We start from the raw sequence: 17718 nt of genomic DNA, 5'->3' as shown, positions 1-17718 counted from the left end.
AGCCGTAGCCGTAGCCGTAGCCGTCAGCACGATAGCCCCACTAAGGCGTTCGAGGTGTCTGCTCGATCGAACGATCGGAGAGGGGCGAGGGTTTGATGAAGTACCGCGACGGCGCGCGCAGCGCCGCCGGAAGAATGACTGCTTTGTCACGGGGGTGGAATGTGCGAGAACACAGATTCCAGATGCACCACTACCGCGACTGCGCGGGGGCCCCGCTTATAAGCTGGCGGGGTGAGCCGCTTTCTTTGCTTATCTTTCTTTGCGGCGGCAAAGAAAGTAAGTGCCGCCCCGCACAGGGGCAACGCTAATAGACCACTAAGAATTCAAGAAAAGGCCAACACCCCAGGCACACAACCAAAAACCAAAAACCAAAAATCAGGAAGACGACGACGAAGGCGATTTCCTCGGCATCCCAAACCCACCCAGCAACGCAGCCAACGGCTGCTTGGACGAAGACTTCTGCGGAGCAGCAGCAGACGAAGCAGCAGCCTCCTCAACCTTCCGAACAGAAGCCGCCGAAGGCTCATAAGGCTTAAGGAAGAAATCATCCACAGGCTGCGCACGATGATGATGCGGCCGATCAAACGAACTCGAACCCGAAGCCCCCGGACGCCGGCGAGCGCCGCGCTCCTCGCGGCCCTCTGCGCGGCCATCCACGCGTTCACGCCGCGGCGGACGCTCTTCATGGTGATGCCGCACCGGCGCATCCACGGTCAGATGCTGCACATCCAAAGGCCGCTTGATCAGCTTCTCGATATCAGCAAGCTGCTTCCGCTCATTCGGGCTACAAAGCGACAACGCATCACCAGAAGCCCCAGCACGCCCAGTACGCCCAATCCGATGCACATAATCTTCCGCATTGAACGGCAGATCAAAATTGATCACGGCCGGCAACTCGGCAATATCCAAACCACGCGCAGCGACGTCAGTCGCCACCAAAGCCTCGATCTCACCACGCTTGAACGCATCCAGAGCCTGCATCCGCTCATTCTGCGTCCGGTCACCGTGAATCGCCGTGGCGACCACGCCGTCGCGCTCAAGGCTGCGCGCCAGCCGGCTCGCGCCGATCTTGCTGTTACAGAAGACGATGACCTGCTTGAGGCCGCGGTCGCGAATCAATTTAACAACAGCGGCGGTCTTGTCGCCCTCGGCAACTTCATAAACGATCTGCGTCACATTGGTCGCAGTCGAATTGCTGCGCGCGACTTCGATCGTCTGCGGATCGCGCAGATAAGTGGCGGCAAGTTTCTTGATTTCGCCCGAGAACGTGGCCGAAAACAGCAGCGTCTGACGCTCCTTCGGCAGCAGGTTCAGGATGCGCTGCAGATCCGGCAGGAAGCCCATGTCGAGCATCCGGTCGGCTTCGTCGAGCACGAGGATCTGCACCTGGCCGAGATTGGCGGTCTTCTGTTGCACGTGATCAAGCAGACGGCCCGGCGTGGCAATCAGAATTTCGACGCCGCGGCGCAATTGCTCGGACTGTGGATTCATGTCGACACCGCCGAACACCACAGCGCTGCGCAGCGCCGTGTGCTTCGCATACGACTGCACGTTCGCCGCCACCTGGTCGGCCAGTTCGCGGGTCGGCGTGAGGATCAGCGCGCGCACCGGATGGCGGGCGGGCGATGCGCTCGTGCTGGCCTGCGGCAGCAGACGCTGGATGATCGGCAGCGAAAAGCTCGCAGTCTTGCCGGTGCCGGTTTGCGCGGCGCCCATCATGTCACGGCCGGCCAGCACGACGGGAATCGCCTGCTCCTGGATCGGCGTAGGGATGGTGTAGCCCGATTCTTTGACGGCTTTCAGGATGTCGGGCGCGAGACCGAATTGATCAAAAGTCGCAGTACTGGGCGTGACGGCTGTGTCGGACATGGTGGCTTTCGCTAAAAATGCGCTTGGCGCGGTGCGCGCGGCAGCGGCCGGAACCGCAGAGGGCATCAGGATGAAGGCGGAGCCACGGCGTTCCGCACGGGACCCGTCAGTGTTACGGGAAAAATGCGGCCGGCTCCGGCCGGCGGAAACACCCGCCGGAAAGGCCGGTATTGTAGCACTTCAGCAAAAACACTCATGGCGCATCTGCCGGCTTTCTGCTTACGTCGGCGAAAGCCGGCCGGCAAAGCCTGGGGGCGGGCGTCGGAAAATCGTCGCAAAGCGCCCGCGTGCCTCGCTGGCAGCGTAGTTCGCCTCCACGACAGTTACGTGACAGCGGCCGCTTCCCCGCCCGCGCCGCCGGACCCCGGAAACGGCTCGGGGGGCCGGACCACCGAGGCGCAGAGGCGCGGGGCCACATCAAACGTCTCAACCAGCACAAGCACGCATCACCACGTCTCGCGCATCACCATCAAACGCATCTCGGTCATATCCTCGATCGCGTAGCGCACGCCCTCGCGCCCCAGTCCGGAATCTTTCACGCCGCCATACGGCATGTTGTCGACACGGAACGACGGCACGTCGTTGATCACCACGCCGCCCACGTCGAGCACATCCCACGCGCGGTGCGCATGGGCGAGCGAATCGGTGAACACGCCGGCCTGCAGGCCGAAGTCGCTGTCGTTAACAGTGGCCAGCGCGGCGTCGAAATCATCGAAACGCTCCAGAATCGCCACCGGGCCAAAGGCCTCTTTGCGATATAGATCAGTGTCGCGCTTCACGCTTTCGAGCAGCGTGGCCTCGAACATCGCACCCTCGACCTTGCCGCCCGCGACGATCTTCGCGCCTGCCTGCACCGCGCTGTCCATCCAGCCGGCGAGACGTTTGGACTCAGATTCGGAGATCATCGGCCCGACAAAGGTCTTTTCGTCCTTCGGATCGCCCATGATGAGCGACCGGGTCTTGGCAATCAGCTTCTCGCGCAGCGCATCGTAAATCTTCGCGTGCACCAGAATCCGCTGCACGCCGATGCAACTCTGCCCCGACTGATAGAACGCGCCGAACGCCAGCCGGTCGACCACGTAATCGAGCTTCTCACCCTGATCGCCGTCGACGATCGCCGCCGCGTTGCCGCCCAGCTCCAGAATCACCTTCTTCTTGCCGGCCTTCTTCTTGAGCTCCCAACCCACCGCCGGTGACCCGGTAAAGGAAAGCAGCTTGAAACGCTCATCGGTGGTGAACAGATCGGCGCCGTCGCGATGCGCCGGGAGAACCGAGAATGCGCCTTTCGGCAAGTCGGTTTCAGCCAGAATCTCGCCCATGATGAGCGCGCCGACCGGCGTGCGGCTCGCGGGTTTCAACACGAACGGCACGCCCGCAGCGATCGCCGGCGCGACCTTGTGCGCGGTCAGGTTCAGCGGAAAATTGAACGGTGAGATGAACGAGCACGGACCGATCGGCACACGCTTGATATAGCCGTGGTAGCCCTTGGCCCGCGGCGAAATCTCCAGATTGATGATCTCGCCGTCGATGCGCACCGACTCTTCCGCCGCCACCTTGAACGTATCGATCAGACGCGTGACCTCGCCTCTCGAATCGTTGATCGGCTTGCCGGCTTCGATACACAGCGCGAGCGCCAGTTCGTCGTAACGCTCGCGAAAACGCTTCACGCAATGTTCGAGCACAGCCTGGCGTTTGAACGGCGGAAATGCACGCATCGCCGGCATCGCCTCGACGGCATAGCCGATCGCTTTGTCGATCGCCGCCGCGTCCGCCATCGCCACGCGGGTCGCCACTTCGCCGCTGAATTTATCCGTGACTTCGAGATCGGTGTTGGCGGCAACCGCAACGTTGGCGAGGTAGTACGGGTAAGTCTTGTTCAACATGACGCGTTCTCCTTGATCCAAGGTCTGACAGAAGCAATCAATCAGCAAGGGCTATGGCCTGTTGCCCCGCGTTGCCGCCCCACTCATAGTTGTGCGGAGAGCCGCTTGATCTCGCGATTCAGCACGCGCTCGTTGTCCGAGTAGTCGATCGGCAGATCGATCACATGCACGCCGGGCGTGGCGAAGCATTCGCGCAGCAGCGGTGCGAATTCCGCGGCAGATTCGATGCGATGCCCCTTCGCGCCGTAACTCTCTGCATACGCGACGAAATCCGGGTTGCGCAGCGTCATGCCGTAGTCCGGGAAGTTCATGTTTTCCTGCTTCCAGCGGATCATGCCGAACGCGTCGTCGCGCAAAATCAGGACCACCAGATCGAGCTTCAGCCGCACTGCCGTTTCCAGCTCCTGCGAATTCATCATGAAACCGCCGTCGCCGCACACCGCCATGACCTTGCGGTCCGGGTGCACGATTTTGGTCGCAATCGCCGACGGCAACCCAGCGCCCATCGACGCCAACGCGTTATCGAGCAACAGCGAATTCGGTTCGTGCGCGCGGTAGTAGCGCGCGAACCAGATTTTGTACATGCCGTTGTCCAGACACACGATGCCGTCCACCGGCGTAGTCTCGTAGACGTCGTTGACGATCCGCACCGGGTACATCGGGAAACGGTCGTCGAGCTGGCCTTTGACCAGATGCGCTTCGAAGTGCTGCTTGATCTCCTTGAAGCGCGTGAAATCCCAATGTTCCTGGCGCTCCTTGAGGCTTTCCTTGAGCTGCCACACCGCATTGGCGATATCGCCGACCACCTCGATCTGCGGGAAATACACTGTATCGACTTCCGCGCCGAGAAAGTTGACGTGAATCACCGTCTTCTCGCCGGCGTCGCCGCTGCGCATGAAGAACGGCGGCTTCTCGATCACGTCGTGGCCGACATTAATGATGCAATCCGCGTGGTCGATCGCGCGGTGCACGAAGTCGCCGTCGGACAAGGTGGCGTTGCCTAGCCACATCGGGTGGGATTCATCGATCACACCCTTGCCCATTTGCGTCGTAAAGAACGGAATGCCGATCTGGTCGACGAATTCCCGCAACATCTTGGTGGTGGTCTTGCGGTTGCCACCCGCACCGATCATCAGCAAGGGGTGCTTCGCCTTCGTGATCGCCTCCACCGCACGCGCCACGGCCTTTTCTTCGGCGATCGGACGGCGACTAAAGCTCTTCGGAATCGGGTGGCCGTCGCCCTCCTCGTGCGCAACGTCTTCAGGCAATTCGAGGTGCACGGCGCCGGGCCGCTCTTCTTCTGCCTGACGGACCGCCTCGCGCACCGCGGCCGGAATATTGGCGATCGATACGATCTGCCGCGTGTACTTGGTGAGCGGCTCCATCATCCGCACCACGTCGACGATCTGAAAATGGCCCTGCTTGCTCGACTTGATCGGCTTTTGTCCAGTCACCATCAGCATCGGCATGCCGCCCAGCTGGGCATACGCCGCGGCGGTCACGAAGTTGGTCGCACCCGGCCCGAGGGTGGCCAGACAGACACCGGTGCGTCCGGTCAGACGCCCATACGTGGCGGCCATGAAACCGGCAGCCTGTTCGTGACGCGTGAGAATCAGGCGAATTTTCGAGCGGCGCAGCGATTCGAGCAGATCGAGATTTTCTTCACCGGGGATGCCGAACACGTACTCGACACCTTCGGCTTCCAGCGATTTGACGAACAGGTCCGATGCTTTCATGGAGGGTCTCGCTTGATGAAACGGACATGGGCCATAAGCCCACCCGTTGAGGTCCGGTCACGGACAATCGAAGACGACGACAAAGACGGCCAACGCGACGCGAACGGCGTGCGGCATGCCATGACGAGATAGCGCGACATAGCGGATGCCACGCCGGACAGCTTACTACTCGAACGAAAAAGATGCGCGCAGGCGGGCAGCGCCGCAAGACAGAGGCAACGGCAAGGTGAGGCAGGCGGCGTGTTTGAAGAAAACCGCCGCATCATGCTCACCGATTGATGGTGATGCAGTCGGACAGCATCGGCGGAGCGTTTTCGCCGTCCGTCGCGTCGTACAGGTCGGCGCGCGGGCCTTTGGTCCACCAGGTGTAGCTGCCGGCCTGATACTTCACGCCGGAGGCCGACATCGTGTTGACGAACAGCAGTTGCTGGCCCTTGACAGGCACGAGCGCGAAGCTCTGGCCGTTCGCCGTGTTCCAGTAAGTCACTTGCAGAATCTTGCCGGTGGCGCAGGTGTATTTGTGCGTCTGACGATTCTTGGCCTGAATCTCGGCGAGGCGCAATGGTTCGGCCCATGCATTGCCGTATAGCGCCGCAAAACCCGCTACCGCAGTGACTGCAACAAGCCATTTCTTCATTGGATGCCTCGATCGTTGTTGCACATCAAGCACGGGCGGTGCGCCTTGCGCTACGGCTGTGCTCACCGCTGCAATTCCGGCTATGTTGCGCGTCCGGAACGCTTGCGGCGGCCCCATCGTGAGCCGGCCGGGGAACGCTTATGGATCGATCACGTTGGCGCACGCGTCGGTCGGCGCGGCGGCCACGTGCCCGACCAGCGGCACGATCTTCAAGCCGGCCGATGCGACCCGGCACGGTGCAGCGGCAAGACCGCACCCTGTCATCCCGGCACACAGCGCGAGCAGCACGCCGATTGCGCCGAAACGGCCCAACCTTCCAAGCCGCATGATCTTGCGGGATTCCAGGGTCATGCATACCTCTAACTTCAACGAACTTCAATGAATCGGGTTTCGCGCGCAGCGAGCGGGCGAGGCGCGCGATGACTTCATGGCACATCGACGCGCGCCGGTAAGGCCAGGCGCTCGCCGACGCGCGTTACTTTGTGGAAACCGGCCGCACGGCCGCCGCGGCCTGCTTCGCGCGCGAGCGGGCCTCCTCGATGTTCTCGCCGGTGGCCAGCGCCACGCCCATGCGGCGCTTGACGAAGCTCTCCGGCTTGCCGAAAAGACGCAGATCCGCATTCGGCACGGCCAACGCCGCCGCGACACCTTCGAACGCGATACCTGCTTCCTCCAGACCGCCGTAAATCACCGCCGACGCGCCCGGCGCCCGCAGTGACGTATCCACCGGCAAGCCGAGAATCGCGCGCGCATGCAGTTCGAACTCCGAGAAGCGTTGCGAGCACAACGTGACCAGACCCGTATCGTGCGGACGCGGACTCACCTCCGAAAACCATACGTCATCGCCGCGCACGAAAAGTTCCACGCCGAACAGGCCCCTGCCGCCCAATGCCGCAGTGACCTTGTGCGCCACTTCGCGCGAGCGTTCCAGCGCGAGCGGGCTCATCGGTTGCGGTTGCCACGATTCGACGTAGTCGCCCGCCACCTGCACATGGCCGATCGGGTCGCAGAAATACGTGCTGACTTCGCCGCTCGCCGGATCGATCGCGCGCACGGTCAACTGCGTGATTTCGTACTCGAAGTCGATAAAGCCTTCGACGATCACGCGACCGTGATTCACGCGGCCGCCCGCCATTGCGTATTGCCAGGCGGGTTCGACGTCCGCATCGCTCTTCAACACCGACTGCCCCTTGCCCGACGACGACATCACGGGCTTCACGACGCACGGATAGCCGACCTTGGCGATGCCCGCGCGCAGTTCCTCGAGCGAATCGGCGAACGCGTACGGCGAGGTCGGCAGGCCGAGTTCTTCAGCGGCCAGACGGCGGATGCCTTCGCGGTTCATCGTGAGTTGCGTGGCGCGCGCGGTCGGGATCACTTCGGCGAGACCGTCGGCTTCAATCGCGGCGAGCGCGTCGGTTGCGATCGCCTCGATTTCGGGGACGATCAGGTGCGGGCGTTCCTGTTCGACCAGTGCGCGCAAGGCGGCCCGGTCGGTCATATCGATCACGTGCGAGCGATGCGCAACCTGATGGCCCGGCGCGTTCGGATAACGGTCGACCGCGATCACTTCGACGCCCAGCCGTTGCAGCGCGATGATCACTTCCTTGCCGAGCTCGCCGGCGCCGAGCAACATGACGCGCGTGGCGGATTCAGAAAGGGGCGTGCCGATCCGTTGGCCGATCTGCATGGGGTCTCCAGATAAAAGTCGGATGAGGGTGGGATTGGGTAGAACACGATGTTAACATGCGCACCCCGCACCGCACCCGTTGCGCCGATGTCGCAGGCTCCGCGCCGCGCCTCGCTCGCCGGGTGCGCGTTGCTATCTGTGCGTAAGGCGCGCAGAGGGCGCTGCTGCGCCAACGTTTGAGTCCGCTGCACGCCGTTGCGCTCGCGTGCGGCGAGCTTAGTGCGTTACCCTTACGCCTTCGCCAGTTTGAAGAGGAACGACGTCATGCTCCAAAGCTCCTCCGCGCGACGTGTTGCGCGCTTCATCCCCTATGCGCGCACGGCCATCGCCGCGTTGAGCGTCGCCGCGCTATGCAGCGCGTGCGCCATGCCGAAGCATCCCGACTCGGAAGCCGCACCGCCCGATCCGTTCAACCCGGCCGCCACCCAGTTGCTCGACAACACCAGTTGGGTACTCACCGGCTGGAAACAGGCCGATGGCACGACGCGAGCGATTCCGTCCGCCGATCAGGGCGCGCCGATCACGCTTGTGCTCTCCACCGACAAAGGCCTGCGCCACGCCAGCGGCTTTTCCGGTTGCAACCGCTACATGGGCTCGTATGCGCTGAAAGACGGCAAGCTGAGCTTCGGCACCCTGGGCGGCACGCGCATGGCGTGCGCGACGCCGGGTGGACAGATCGAAGGCTCGTATCTCGACGCGCTGACGCACATCGACCGCACCGGTGTGCAGATGCGCGCGCCGCAGCAGATGCAACTGGTGCTCGATAACGGCGACACGCTGACTTTCGACAGCAGCGCCAAGTGACAGGTACGCGGATCGGTCAGATCGATCAGTCCGGCGATAAGCCGGACTGTTTTCCCATTTGACGCAGGCATACTTGCGTCTGCCTTCGAAGCATCGGGCTTCGCCGGTTAAACTCGACGGATTGCGTTTTTGCGCGTCCGTCATTCGTTGATGTCCAGTATGCACACGGTAGTTTTCGGCTGGTTCGGCGGGTCAGCCGTCTGGTTTATTCCTCTTTTGTGGCGCCTCGTGAAGTCGGTGCTGCCAGGCGGCGCAGGTTTGCGCGGCCCCGGCACGATCCGTCTTTGGCTCGGCTTCGTCTGCGTGATGGTGGCGAGCTGCACGCTGGAGGCGTCGCTGATCGGCGCGGCCGGTGTGAATGGTCTCGGCCATGCGCTGGCGGCGGGCTTCGGTCATCTGCTCGGGCATATCGGCACGCCACTCGCGGCGCTCTCCCTGTTCGTGATCAGCCTGCCCTGGCTGATCGACTTCCGCTGGAGCGACGTCGCCGTGTGGGCCGACGGGGCATTCGGCCTCGGCCTGTCGCGCGGCCTCGCCAAACGCGACGAGGAAGCGCGCCGCCATCGCAGCGTCGATGACGGTTTGCCGTCGCACCTATCGCCGTCCACCAATACGATGGCGCCTAAAAGCAATGGGCGTTATGCGCGCCCGACCGTCTGGCGGCCGCCGGCAAGTGGCCGCGGCGCAAGTGCGGGCGCTGGCGCGGCGGGTGCTGCGGCTGCCAAGGACGCAGCGGCGCGTGGCGCCGGGGCGAGCTGGCGCGCCGGCCCAGTGAAGACGCGTAGCCAGGCCACGCAGGCAGAGCCGGTACTGCGCACCTCTGCCGCAACGCCGCTGCGCCAGACGCCGCGGCAAGCGCCGATCCAGGCACAGACGCCAACCCAGACACACTCGCTGAACGCGGACAAGGCAGCATGGATGCCGGCCGAACCGGTTGCGCCGGCCGGATGGTTGCGCGATCCGGCCACGGCGCCGCGCGCGCCTGCATCCGCAGTTGGTTCGACGGCGGGATCAGGAACGACAGCGAATCCGGCCCGCGATGGCGCATCGCAAGTTGGTCGGCGCTCGGCTGGCGAGCAACGTCCGGTAGGACCGTTGGCGGCCGGCCCGGGCATGGCGGGTATGGCCGGGCTGGCGGCTGCAGTCGCTGTTCCGGCTGCAGCAGCGCAATCAGCGCCCACCATGGCGGCGCGGATGGCCTCAGGTTTGGCTCCCGGAACGGCGACGAACGCCGCGGCCGGCGCAGGCCGTCCGTCGCCGTTGCAGGGTTCAGCAGCCCGTGGAGGCACGCAAGGAAGCCGCTCCACGACCGCCCAGCAGCCGCTCTCGCCCGCTCCGCGCGCGAACCCCAACAACACGCCGGCGCAGACAACGCGGCGTCCAGCCTCGTTCAGCGCACCAGCACCGAGCTATACCCGGCCGATGGCCACCGAGCACAAGGTCACGCCGCCCGCCAGTGTCCAGGAGACGCTTCGCAGCATCGCGGAAAACGCCGCGCGCTGGACCGACATCGCCGGCGTCAGCCTCGCGCGCAGCAGCGGCGGGGAAAACGCGATGGTCACGACGAATTCGTTGAGCCCGGAGCCGCTGGTCGAGGCCGGGCAAGCGGGTGTGGCTTCGTCGCGTGCAAGCGAAGTTGAAATTGCGGCGGCGCCAAACGTTAGCGCGCCTTTGCAGGATGTAGCCGTGGCTGCGCCGGAGCCTTCGCCGCCGCAGTCGCCAGTAGCGGCGCCGCGGGTCGAAGCGGCATCCGAGGTGCTGATCGAGGACAACACCGAACCCGTCGTGCAGTGGCCGATTGAACCGCCGCTTATCCAGACACCGTTGGGCACGGCAGCCACAGCCGCGTCCGCATTGGCATCGACACAAGCGGAAGTATCGGCGCACGCGGAGACACGACCCGCACCGGCGTCGACACAAGCGGAAGCATCCGCGCAAGCGGAGACACGACCCGCAGTGGCGTCGACACAAGCGGAAGCATCCGCACCGGCTGAGCTACCGGCAGCGGCGGAGGTGCCGGCATCGGCATACGTACCAGCACCAGCACCAGCACCAGCACCAGCACCAGCACCAGCACCAGCCTCGCAGTATGCGGCGCCGGTGCCCACCCCCACGCCGTTTCAGATCTTCGCGGCCCAGTTGCAGGCGAGCGACGCGCAGACGGATGTGTCGTCATTCGTTGACGATGAACCGACGCAATTTGCGAATCAGAGCGACAGCGATGCAAACGCACCCGCTGAACGCGAGCAACCGATCAGCCATGCGGTGCCGTCGCAGGTGGCGGCAGCGCATGTCGCCAACATCGCCATTCCCGCAGAAGCAGCGGATGGTGACACTTTGGGCACTGGGCAAGGACAGCCGTTTGATCAGCCTGCAGCCTATTCACAGATTGCGGCGTCGAATGGGACTATCACTGCTGATACAGCGGCAGTAGCACACGTTAGCGAAATGCGCGCAGAAGAAGTACCGTCGTCCAACCCGGCTGCCGCACCGTCGCAGGACGCGCCGACGCACATTGCGCAGATCACTCCCACGCAAGCGCACACCGCGACGCCCGTGGCGATGCATCACGCCACCCCGCCATGGCACGTCGCAAGCGCGAGCGAAGCGCCCACGTCAGTCGAAGCGGAAACGGTGGACGCCCCTGCCCTACCGGGCGTATCGGGCGTATCGGGCGTATCGGGCGTATCGGGCGTATCGGGCGTATCCGACGTATCCGACGATTTGAACTCGTCAGCCGCGTCGAACGCTTCGACGGTCGCCGCAGCAGCACAACCGCAAAACGCCGCATCGTATGCGTCGAATGTGGTTCGCTTCCCAGGCGTCGCGGTTCAGGCCGCACCGGTGGCCTCTGCCACCGTCGTCGACGAAGCCGCCGCTGGGCTGGCTTATGCGCCGATCGCGCCAGCAACGCGGGAAGCGCAGGAAACGCCGAGCAGCCCCATCACCCCAACCGGACCTGCTGCCGTCCATTTCGCAACCGAACCGTCGACCGAGCCCACAGAGCCCGCCGAACCTACCGAACCCGCCGTCCAGCGCACGCCGCTGCGCGGCCACAGCCCGGCCAACGGCTTCGAGTTCCGCGCGCCCGCGGCATCGATGGTCGAATTGCCGACCCTCGACCTGCTCGCGCTCGCCGATACCGATGTCGAACCCGTTTCAGAAGAAAAACTCATCGAAACCGGCCTGCTGATCGAGCAGCGTCTGCAGGAATTCAAGGTGCCGGTCACCGTGGTCGGCCATTCGGCAGGCCCGGTCATCACGCGCTTCGAAGTCGAGCCGGCACTCGGTGTGCGCGGCAGTCAGATCGTCGGCCTGATGAAGGACTTGTCGCGCGGCCTCGGCCTCACGTCGATCCGCGTGGTCGAGACGATTCCGGGCAAGACCTGCATGGGCCTCGAACTGCCGAATGCCAAGCGGCAGACGATTCGCCTGTCCGAAATCATCGAAGCAAGCGTCTACCAGAATTCGCATTCGCAGTTGACGCTGGCGATGGGCAAGGACATCACCGGCCATCCGGTGGTCGCCGATCTGGCGAAGGCGCCGCACATGCTGGTCGCGGGCACGACGGGTTCGGGCAAGTCCGTGGCGATCAACGCCATGATCTGCTCGCTGCTCTTCAAGGCGACGCCCGAGGAAGTGCGGCTCATCATGATCGACCCGAAGATGCTGGAACTGTCGGTGTACGAAGGCATTCCGCATCTGCTCGCGCCGGTCGTCACCGATATGAAGCTGGCGGCCAACGCGCTGAACTGGTGTGTCGGCGAAATGGAAAAGCGCTATCGGCTTATGTCCGCAGTCGGCGTGCGCAACCTGGCCGGCTTCAACCAGAAGATCCGCGATACGGAAGCCAAGGGCAAGAAGCTCGGCAACCCGTTCTCGCTGACGCCAGAAGCCCCCGAACCGCTCGCGCCGCTGCCACTGATCGTGGTGGTGATCGACGAGCTGGCCGACCTGATGATGGTCGCGGGCAAGAAGATCGAAGAGCTGATCGCGCGTCTCGCGCAGAAGGCACGCGCCGCCGGCATCCACCTGATTCTGGCGACGCAGCGTCCGTCCGTGGACGTGATCACCGGGCTCATCAAGGCGAACATTCCGACGCGCGTGGCGTTCCAGGTGTCCTCGAAAATCGACTCGCGCACGATTCTCGATCAGATGGGCGCCGAATCGCTGCTCGGCCAGGGCGATATGCTGTTCCTGCCGCCGGGCACGGGTTACCCGCAGCGCGTGCACGGCGCATTCGTCGCCGACGAGGAAGTGCACCGGATCGTCGAGTATCTGAAGCAGTTTGGCGAACCGCAATACGAAGAAGGCATTCTTGACGGGCCGGCCACCGAAGGCGCGTCGCCCGACCTGTTCGGCGACACACCGGAAGCCGAAGCCGATCCGCTTTACGACGAAGCCGTCGCCTTCGTGGTGCGCACGCGGCGCGCGTCGATCTCGTCAGTGCAGCGGCAATTGCGCATCGGTTATAACCGCGCGGCGCGTCTCGTCGAGCAGATGGAGACAGCGGGCCTGGTGTCGGCAATGGGCATCAACGGCAGTCGCGAAGTGCTCGCGCCGGGACCGGCGGAATGAACGGGACGGGCCCGTAGCCGCCAACCCAAGCCGGACAAAAAAACGGGTCGCTCAAAGCGACCCGTTTTTTATGCAACGCGATATTCAGATCAGGCTCAGCCAACGAATGCCTACCCGCATCCGCATCACACGTCGAACGGATGCCTGCTCGTATTCAAGTCGAGCGCTGAACGCAACCTGACCCATGTGCATATCGCGCGCCGCCCGCCTCACGACGGCGACACCAGCTTGAAGTCCACCGGCGAATCGATCTCGATGCGCTTCGGATTCGCTTCGAGCAAGCCGCTCTGCTGATCGCGCTTGAACACATACACCGTGCCGCTATTCTGATTGCCGACGATCAGCCAATTGCCGGTCGGGTCGATCGCGAATTCGCGTGGCGACTTGCCGAGGCTCGACTGATGCCCGATCTTCTTCAGATGACCGTTGGCCGGGTCGACCGAGAAGATCACGATATCGTTCGCATCGCCGCGATTGGAGGCGTACAGGAAGCGCCCGTCCGGCGACAGGTGAATGGCCGCGGCGCCCACCGCTCCCTTGAAGCCCGGCTCGGCCAGCGAGATCGTTTGCACCTGCGTGAGCTTGCCGTCGTTGTAGTTAAAGGTGCTGACCGTGCCGGCCAGTTCGCTCGTCAGATACGCATGCTTGCCATCCGCGCCGAACACCAGGTGACGCGGGCCCGTGCCTGCTTTCTCCTGGGTGTAACGCCAGTCGGTCGGACCGAACAGGCCGCGGCTGCCGTCCGGCGTGTAGCGGTACGAGTACAGCTTGTCGGCGCCCAGGTCCTGGGCGAACAGGTAGTGACCGTCCGGCGAGAACACGGTGGAATGAACGTGCGAGTTGTCCTGACGTCCTTTCACCGGACCGCCGCCTTCATGGTGCACCGTGAGCACGGACGCGCCCACCTGGCCGTCCGCCTGCAATGGGAACACCGCGAAGCTGCCGCCCGGATCGGCCGCCACCGAGTAGTTCGCGGTCAGCAGATATTTGCCGTCCGGCGACAGACTCAGATAGCACGGGTCATTGCCGTCCGATGAGACCTTGTTGAGAAAGGTCAGTTGGCCGCTCGCGGCGTCGAAGCGAAACGCGCTGATGCCGCCGCGTTGCGTGGCCGGGCCGTTGTCGCCGGGCAATTCGTTGACCGCATAGACGAAGCGGCGGTCACGGCTCACCACCAGGTACGACGGGTTGACCGTCTGCGCGACCGACACGCGGGTCGCTTCGCCCGTCTTTGTATCGAAGCGATAGACGTAGATCCCCTCGCTCTTGCCGCCGGTGTAAGTGCCGACCAGCATGTCATAGACGCCGTCGGCCGGAGCCGGGCCTGCATCTTGCGCGAACGCATGCGAAGCAACAATCGAGACCATGAGCACGAAACCTTTTATTATCGAGCGGGCGGAGCGCAGGGGAGCTGGCCGACCGCCGCGCCATGAGGTGGACTGAGCAGAAGGCAATGGAGATGAAACGGCGCGCACGGCGGCCCGGTGACTACGAAGCATATGACCTCCTGGACATCGGTTTTTCGGTTGATTCGGTTGTAACGGTGTCTCTGGTCTGCCGCGCAATCAGTCGAATTATTTTATCGAGGCAAGTATAAAAGCGTTGCGTCGAATCATGCAGCGAATCCGGCGGACCGCGATCGGCCGGGCTGCATCCGGCTGAGCAGCTTCAGCCGGGTCGCGCCCGGCTGGCCGGCATACCCGTGCATACCTGGCAATTGTCCCGCCTGGCGGGACGTCTGTTCAACCGCATCTCACACTACGGAGTCTTCATGAACGTCACACTCAGCCTGGGCCCGCTCGTTTCGTTGATCGCCGGCATTCTGATTCTCGTCATGCCGCGCCTGTTGAACTACATCGTCGCGCTCTATCTGATCATCATCGGCATCATTGGGATCTTCGGCATGGGGTCGTCGCACTTCTAAGCGGCGGCGGCAGTCAGCCATGGAGGCAGCACGGGACGCACGACCGGGCGCACGGCCGGCCCGGCAACGTCTCGCATGAATGCGACGGGGCGCGCGGGGAACCCGCGTATGGGCAGCGGCTGTGGCAGTTCAACACGTGGCACCGCAAAGCGAAGCGACGCCTGCACGACAGATTCGCCGCGCACCTAAGGCCGCCGCACGACAAACTCGTGCGGCGCGAGCCCGAGCCGAGGACAGTCAGCCGTTCGAAAGCTGATCCAGCCGCAAGCGCCCCTGCAACGACAATCCGCCGACGGCATAATGGCCGTCACCCTCCTGATGACGCCGGAAGCAGGCCCGTTCGATCAGAAACGCCGCCGCGGCCAGCATTCCGTTGCGGCTCAGGCCCAGCCGGCCATAATCGAGCGACAACATCGAATCGTCGGGCAGTTCGCTAGCGGCGGAGAGAATCGTGATGCAATCTGATTTCGACGGGTTCAGCATCGCTTGGGTCCTCGAAAACGGCGTCTGCATGCGCCATGGGCAAGGCCGACGTATGATCCGTAACGCTCCGCGCGTCGGCATGAAAAATGATTGTAGGCAGTGATTTGACAATTACCAAATCGCGTTTTGCCTTATTGCGTGCTGAACCAAAGCGCATAACGCGAGTCCGGTAATAACAACAACCTCAAGCGCGGCGGCCTTCGCCTCGCGCAAAACCGACACGATCCTCCATGCCCGCACTCATCGAAGACTATGCGCTGATCGGCGACGGCCACACTGCTGCGCTCATTTCCCTCGACGGTTCGGTCGACTGGCTCTGCTGGCCGCGCTTCGACTCCGGCGCCTGCTTCGCCGCCCTGCTCGGCACACCCGACAACGGCCGCTGGCTGATTTCGCCGGTCTCGGATACGCCGCCCAAAATTACGCGCCGCTATCGCGGCGAAACGCTCATCCTTGAAACTGATTTCGAAACGCCCGAAGGCGCGGTCACGCTGATCGATTTCATGCCGCCGGGCAACGGCTGGTCGGAGATGGTGCGGATCGTCGTCGGCAAACGCGGCACGGTGCGTATGCAGATGGAACTGGTGCTGCGCTTCGATTACGGGTTTTCGATTCCGTGGGTCGATCGCCTGAAGCACGACAGCGGCATCAAGGCGATCGTCGGCCCGGACACTGCGGTGCTGCGCACGCCGGTCGAGTTGCGCGGCGAGAACATGAAGACCGTCGCCGAGTTCACCGTGAGCGAAGGTGAGCGTGTGCCGTTTTCGCTGGCCTACGCGGCCTCGCATCTGCGCATTCCGCCGGGGCGTGATCCGCACACGTCGCTCGCCCGCACGGAGAACCATTGGCTCGAATGGTCGGCGCGCAGCACCGTCGAAGGCAAATGGGCCGCGCAGATCCGCCGTTCCCTGATTACGCTGAAGGCGCTGGCGTACGAGCCGACCGGCGGCATCGTCGCGGCACCCACCACGTCGCTTCCGGAACAGTTGGGCGGCACGCGCAACTGGGACTACCGTTACTGCTGGCTGCGCGACGCCACGATCACGCTGCTGGCGATGATGCGCGGCGGCTATTACGACGAAGCGCGTGCGTGGCGCACCTGGCTCGGCCGCGTGATGGCCGGCGCGCCGGATCAGTTGCAGATCATGTACGGGATCGCCGGCGAGCGGCGCCTGCCCGAGTTCGAAATCGACTGGCTGCCGGGCTATCAGGATGCCAAACCCGTACGGATCGGCAACAACGCGGTCGGCCAGCGCCAGCTCGACGTCTATGGCGAAGTGATGAACGCGCTGCATCTCGCGCGCGTCGGCGGCCTGCAGGCGGACGACACCGCGTGGAACGTGCAGCGCGCGTTGCTCGGCCACCTCGACACGATCTGGCAAGAGCCGGACGAAGGCATCTGGGAAACGCGCGGCGGCCGCCAGCACTTCACCTTCTCGAAGGTGATGGCGTGGGTCGCCTACGACCGCGCCATCCGGTCGGCCGACATGTTCAAGCTGGAGGGCCCGCTCGATGAATGGCGCGCCACCCGCGCGACAATCCACGCGGAAGTCTGCGCCAAGGCATGGAATCCCGCGCTCAACGCGTTCTCCCAGTCCTACGGCAGCGACCAGCTGGATGCGAGCGTGCTGCTGATACCGCTGGTCGGCTTTCTCCCACCGACGGATCCGCGCGTCAAGGGCACGGTGGCGGCAATCGAAAAGGACCTGATGCACGACGGTTTCGTGATGCGCTACCGCACCACAGAATATGACGACGGCCTGCCGCCTGGCGAGGGCACCTTCCTCGCGTGCTCGTTCTGGATGGTGGACAACCTGGCATTGCAGGGCCGCATGGATGAAGCCATCGCCATGTACGAACGGCTGCTCGGCCTCTGCAATGACGTCGGTCTGCTCGCGGAAGAGTACGACCCGGCCGCCAAGCGCCTGGTCGGCAACTTCCCGCAGGCGTTTTCACATGTGGCGCTGGTGCACACCGGTCTGAACCTGATGAAGCACGAACAGGCGATGGCCCAGGCAACCGGACAGCCGCCGCATAACGGCACCGCGGCACAAGAACTTGATGCTGCGGCAACCCCTGATAGCGGCACGGCAACATCGCCAGTACCATGATTT

12 protein-coding genes are annotated in these 17718 nt (G+C 63.8%); 4 read left to right on the top strand and 8 right to left on the bottom strand.

Features of this window, described 5'->3' with window-relative positions; all coding sequences use genetic code 11:
• Positions 1 to 375: 375 nt before the first annotated feature.
• The 6 genes from PQQ96_RS22660 to purT form a co-directional block, all read right to left on the bottom strand.
• Positions 376 to 1869 (bottom strand): DEAD/DEAH box helicase, encoded by a 1494-nt coding sequence (locus tag PQQ96_RS22660; RefSeq protein ID WP_408296817.1) that lies wholly within the window; start codon positions 1867 to 1869, stop codon positions 376 to 378.
• 446 nt (positions 1870 to 2315) lie between these two features.
• The gene (locus PQQ96_RS22655; RefSeq protein ID WP_408296815.1) at positions 2316 to 3752 is read right to left on the bottom strand and encodes an aldehyde dehydrogenase family protein; all 1437 of its coding nucleotides are present in this window, start codon (positions 3750 to 3752) and stop codon (positions 2316 to 2318) included.
• Between the two features lie 83 nt (positions 3753 to 3835).
• On the bottom strand, positions 3836 to 5488 hold the full coding sequence (locus PQQ96_RS22650) for an acetolactate synthase large subunit (protein ID WP_408296812.1): 1653 nt from the start codon (positions 5486 to 5488) through the stop codon (positions 3836 to 3838).
• A 268-nt stretch (positions 5489 to 5756) separates the two neighbouring features.
• On the bottom strand, positions 5757 to 6125 hold the full coding sequence (locus PQQ96_RS22645) for an MliC family protein (protein ID WP_408296809.1): 369 nt from the start codon (positions 6123 to 6125) through the stop codon (positions 5757 to 5759).
• A 138-nt stretch (positions 6126 to 6263) separates the two neighbouring features.
• Positions 6264 to 6476, bottom strand: a complete 213-nt coding sequence (locus tag PQQ96_RS22640) for a DUF6726 family protein (protein ID WP_408296806.1) — start codon at positions 6474 to 6476, stop codon at positions 6264 to 6266.
• A gap of 124 nt (positions 6477 to 6600) precedes the next feature.
• Positions 6601 to 7815: a formate-dependent phosphoribosylglycinamide formyltransferase gene (gene purT, locus PQQ96_RS22635; protein WP_408296803.1), complete on the bottom strand. Its 1215-nt coding sequence runs from the start codon at positions 7813 to 7815 to the stop codon at positions 6601 to 6603.
• 264 nt (positions 7816 to 8079) lie between these two features.
• Between purT and PQQ96_RS22630 the strand changes: the two genes are divergently transcribed.
• Complete coding sequence (locus PQQ96_RS22630) at positions 8080 to 8619, top strand: META domain-containing protein (protein WP_408296800.1); 540 nt, start codon at positions 8080 to 8082, stop codon at positions 8617 to 8619.
• Between the two features lie 159 nt (positions 8620 to 8778).
• Positions 8779 to 13197 (top strand): DNA translocase FtsK, encoded by a 4419-nt coding sequence (locus PQQ96_RS22625; protein ID WP_494478205.1) that lies wholly within the window; start codon positions 8779 to 8781, stop codon positions 13195 to 13197.
• Between the two features lie 209 nt (positions 13198 to 13406).
• On the opposite strand, the gene PQQ96_RS22615 is transcribed toward PQQ96_RS22625, so the two are convergent.
• A complete protein-coding gene (locus PQQ96_RS22615; RefSeq protein ID WP_408296798.1) occupies positions 13407 to 14696 on the bottom strand; it encodes a lactonase family protein in 1290 nt (429 codons plus the stop codon).
• A 272-nt stretch (positions 14697 to 14968) separates the two neighbouring features.
• Here PQQ96_RS22615 and PQQ96_RS22610 point away from each other — a divergent pair, with 272 nt between their 5' ends.
• Positions 14969 to 15121 (top strand): DUF3096 domain-containing protein, encoded by a 153-nt coding sequence (locus PQQ96_RS22610; RefSeq protein WP_154559008.1) that lies wholly within the window; start codon positions 14969 to 14971, stop codon positions 15119 to 15121.
• A gap of 237 nt (positions 15122 to 15358) precedes the next feature.
• Here the strand turns inward: PQQ96_RS22610 and PQQ96_RS22605 are convergent, their stop codons facing one another.
• Entirely contained in the window at positions 15359 to 15604 is a 246-nt protein-coding gene (locus tag PQQ96_RS22605) for a hypothetical protein (protein WP_408296795.1), read from the bottom strand.
• A 230-nt stretch (positions 15605 to 15834) separates the two neighbouring features.
• Between PQQ96_RS22605 and PQQ96_RS22600 the strand changes: the two genes are divergently transcribed.
• Positions 15835 to 17715, top strand: coding sequence for a glycoside hydrolase family 15 protein (locus PQQ96_RS22600; RefSeq protein WP_408296792.1), 1881 nt, complete (start codon positions 15835 to 15837; stop codon positions 17713 to 17715).
• Positions 17716 to 17718 lie beyond the last annotated feature (3 nt).

Origin of the sequence: Paraburkholderia sediminicola, from assembly GCF_046027825.1 — a bacterium.
In the GTDB taxonomy this organism is placed as follows: Bacteria; Pseudomonadota; Gammaproteobacteria; order Burkholderiales; family Burkholderiaceae; genus Paraburkholderia; species Paraburkholderia sediminicola_D.
The sequence above is the reverse complement of the archived record's forward strand: the minus strand, read 5'-3'. Positions and strand labels throughout refer to the sequence as shown.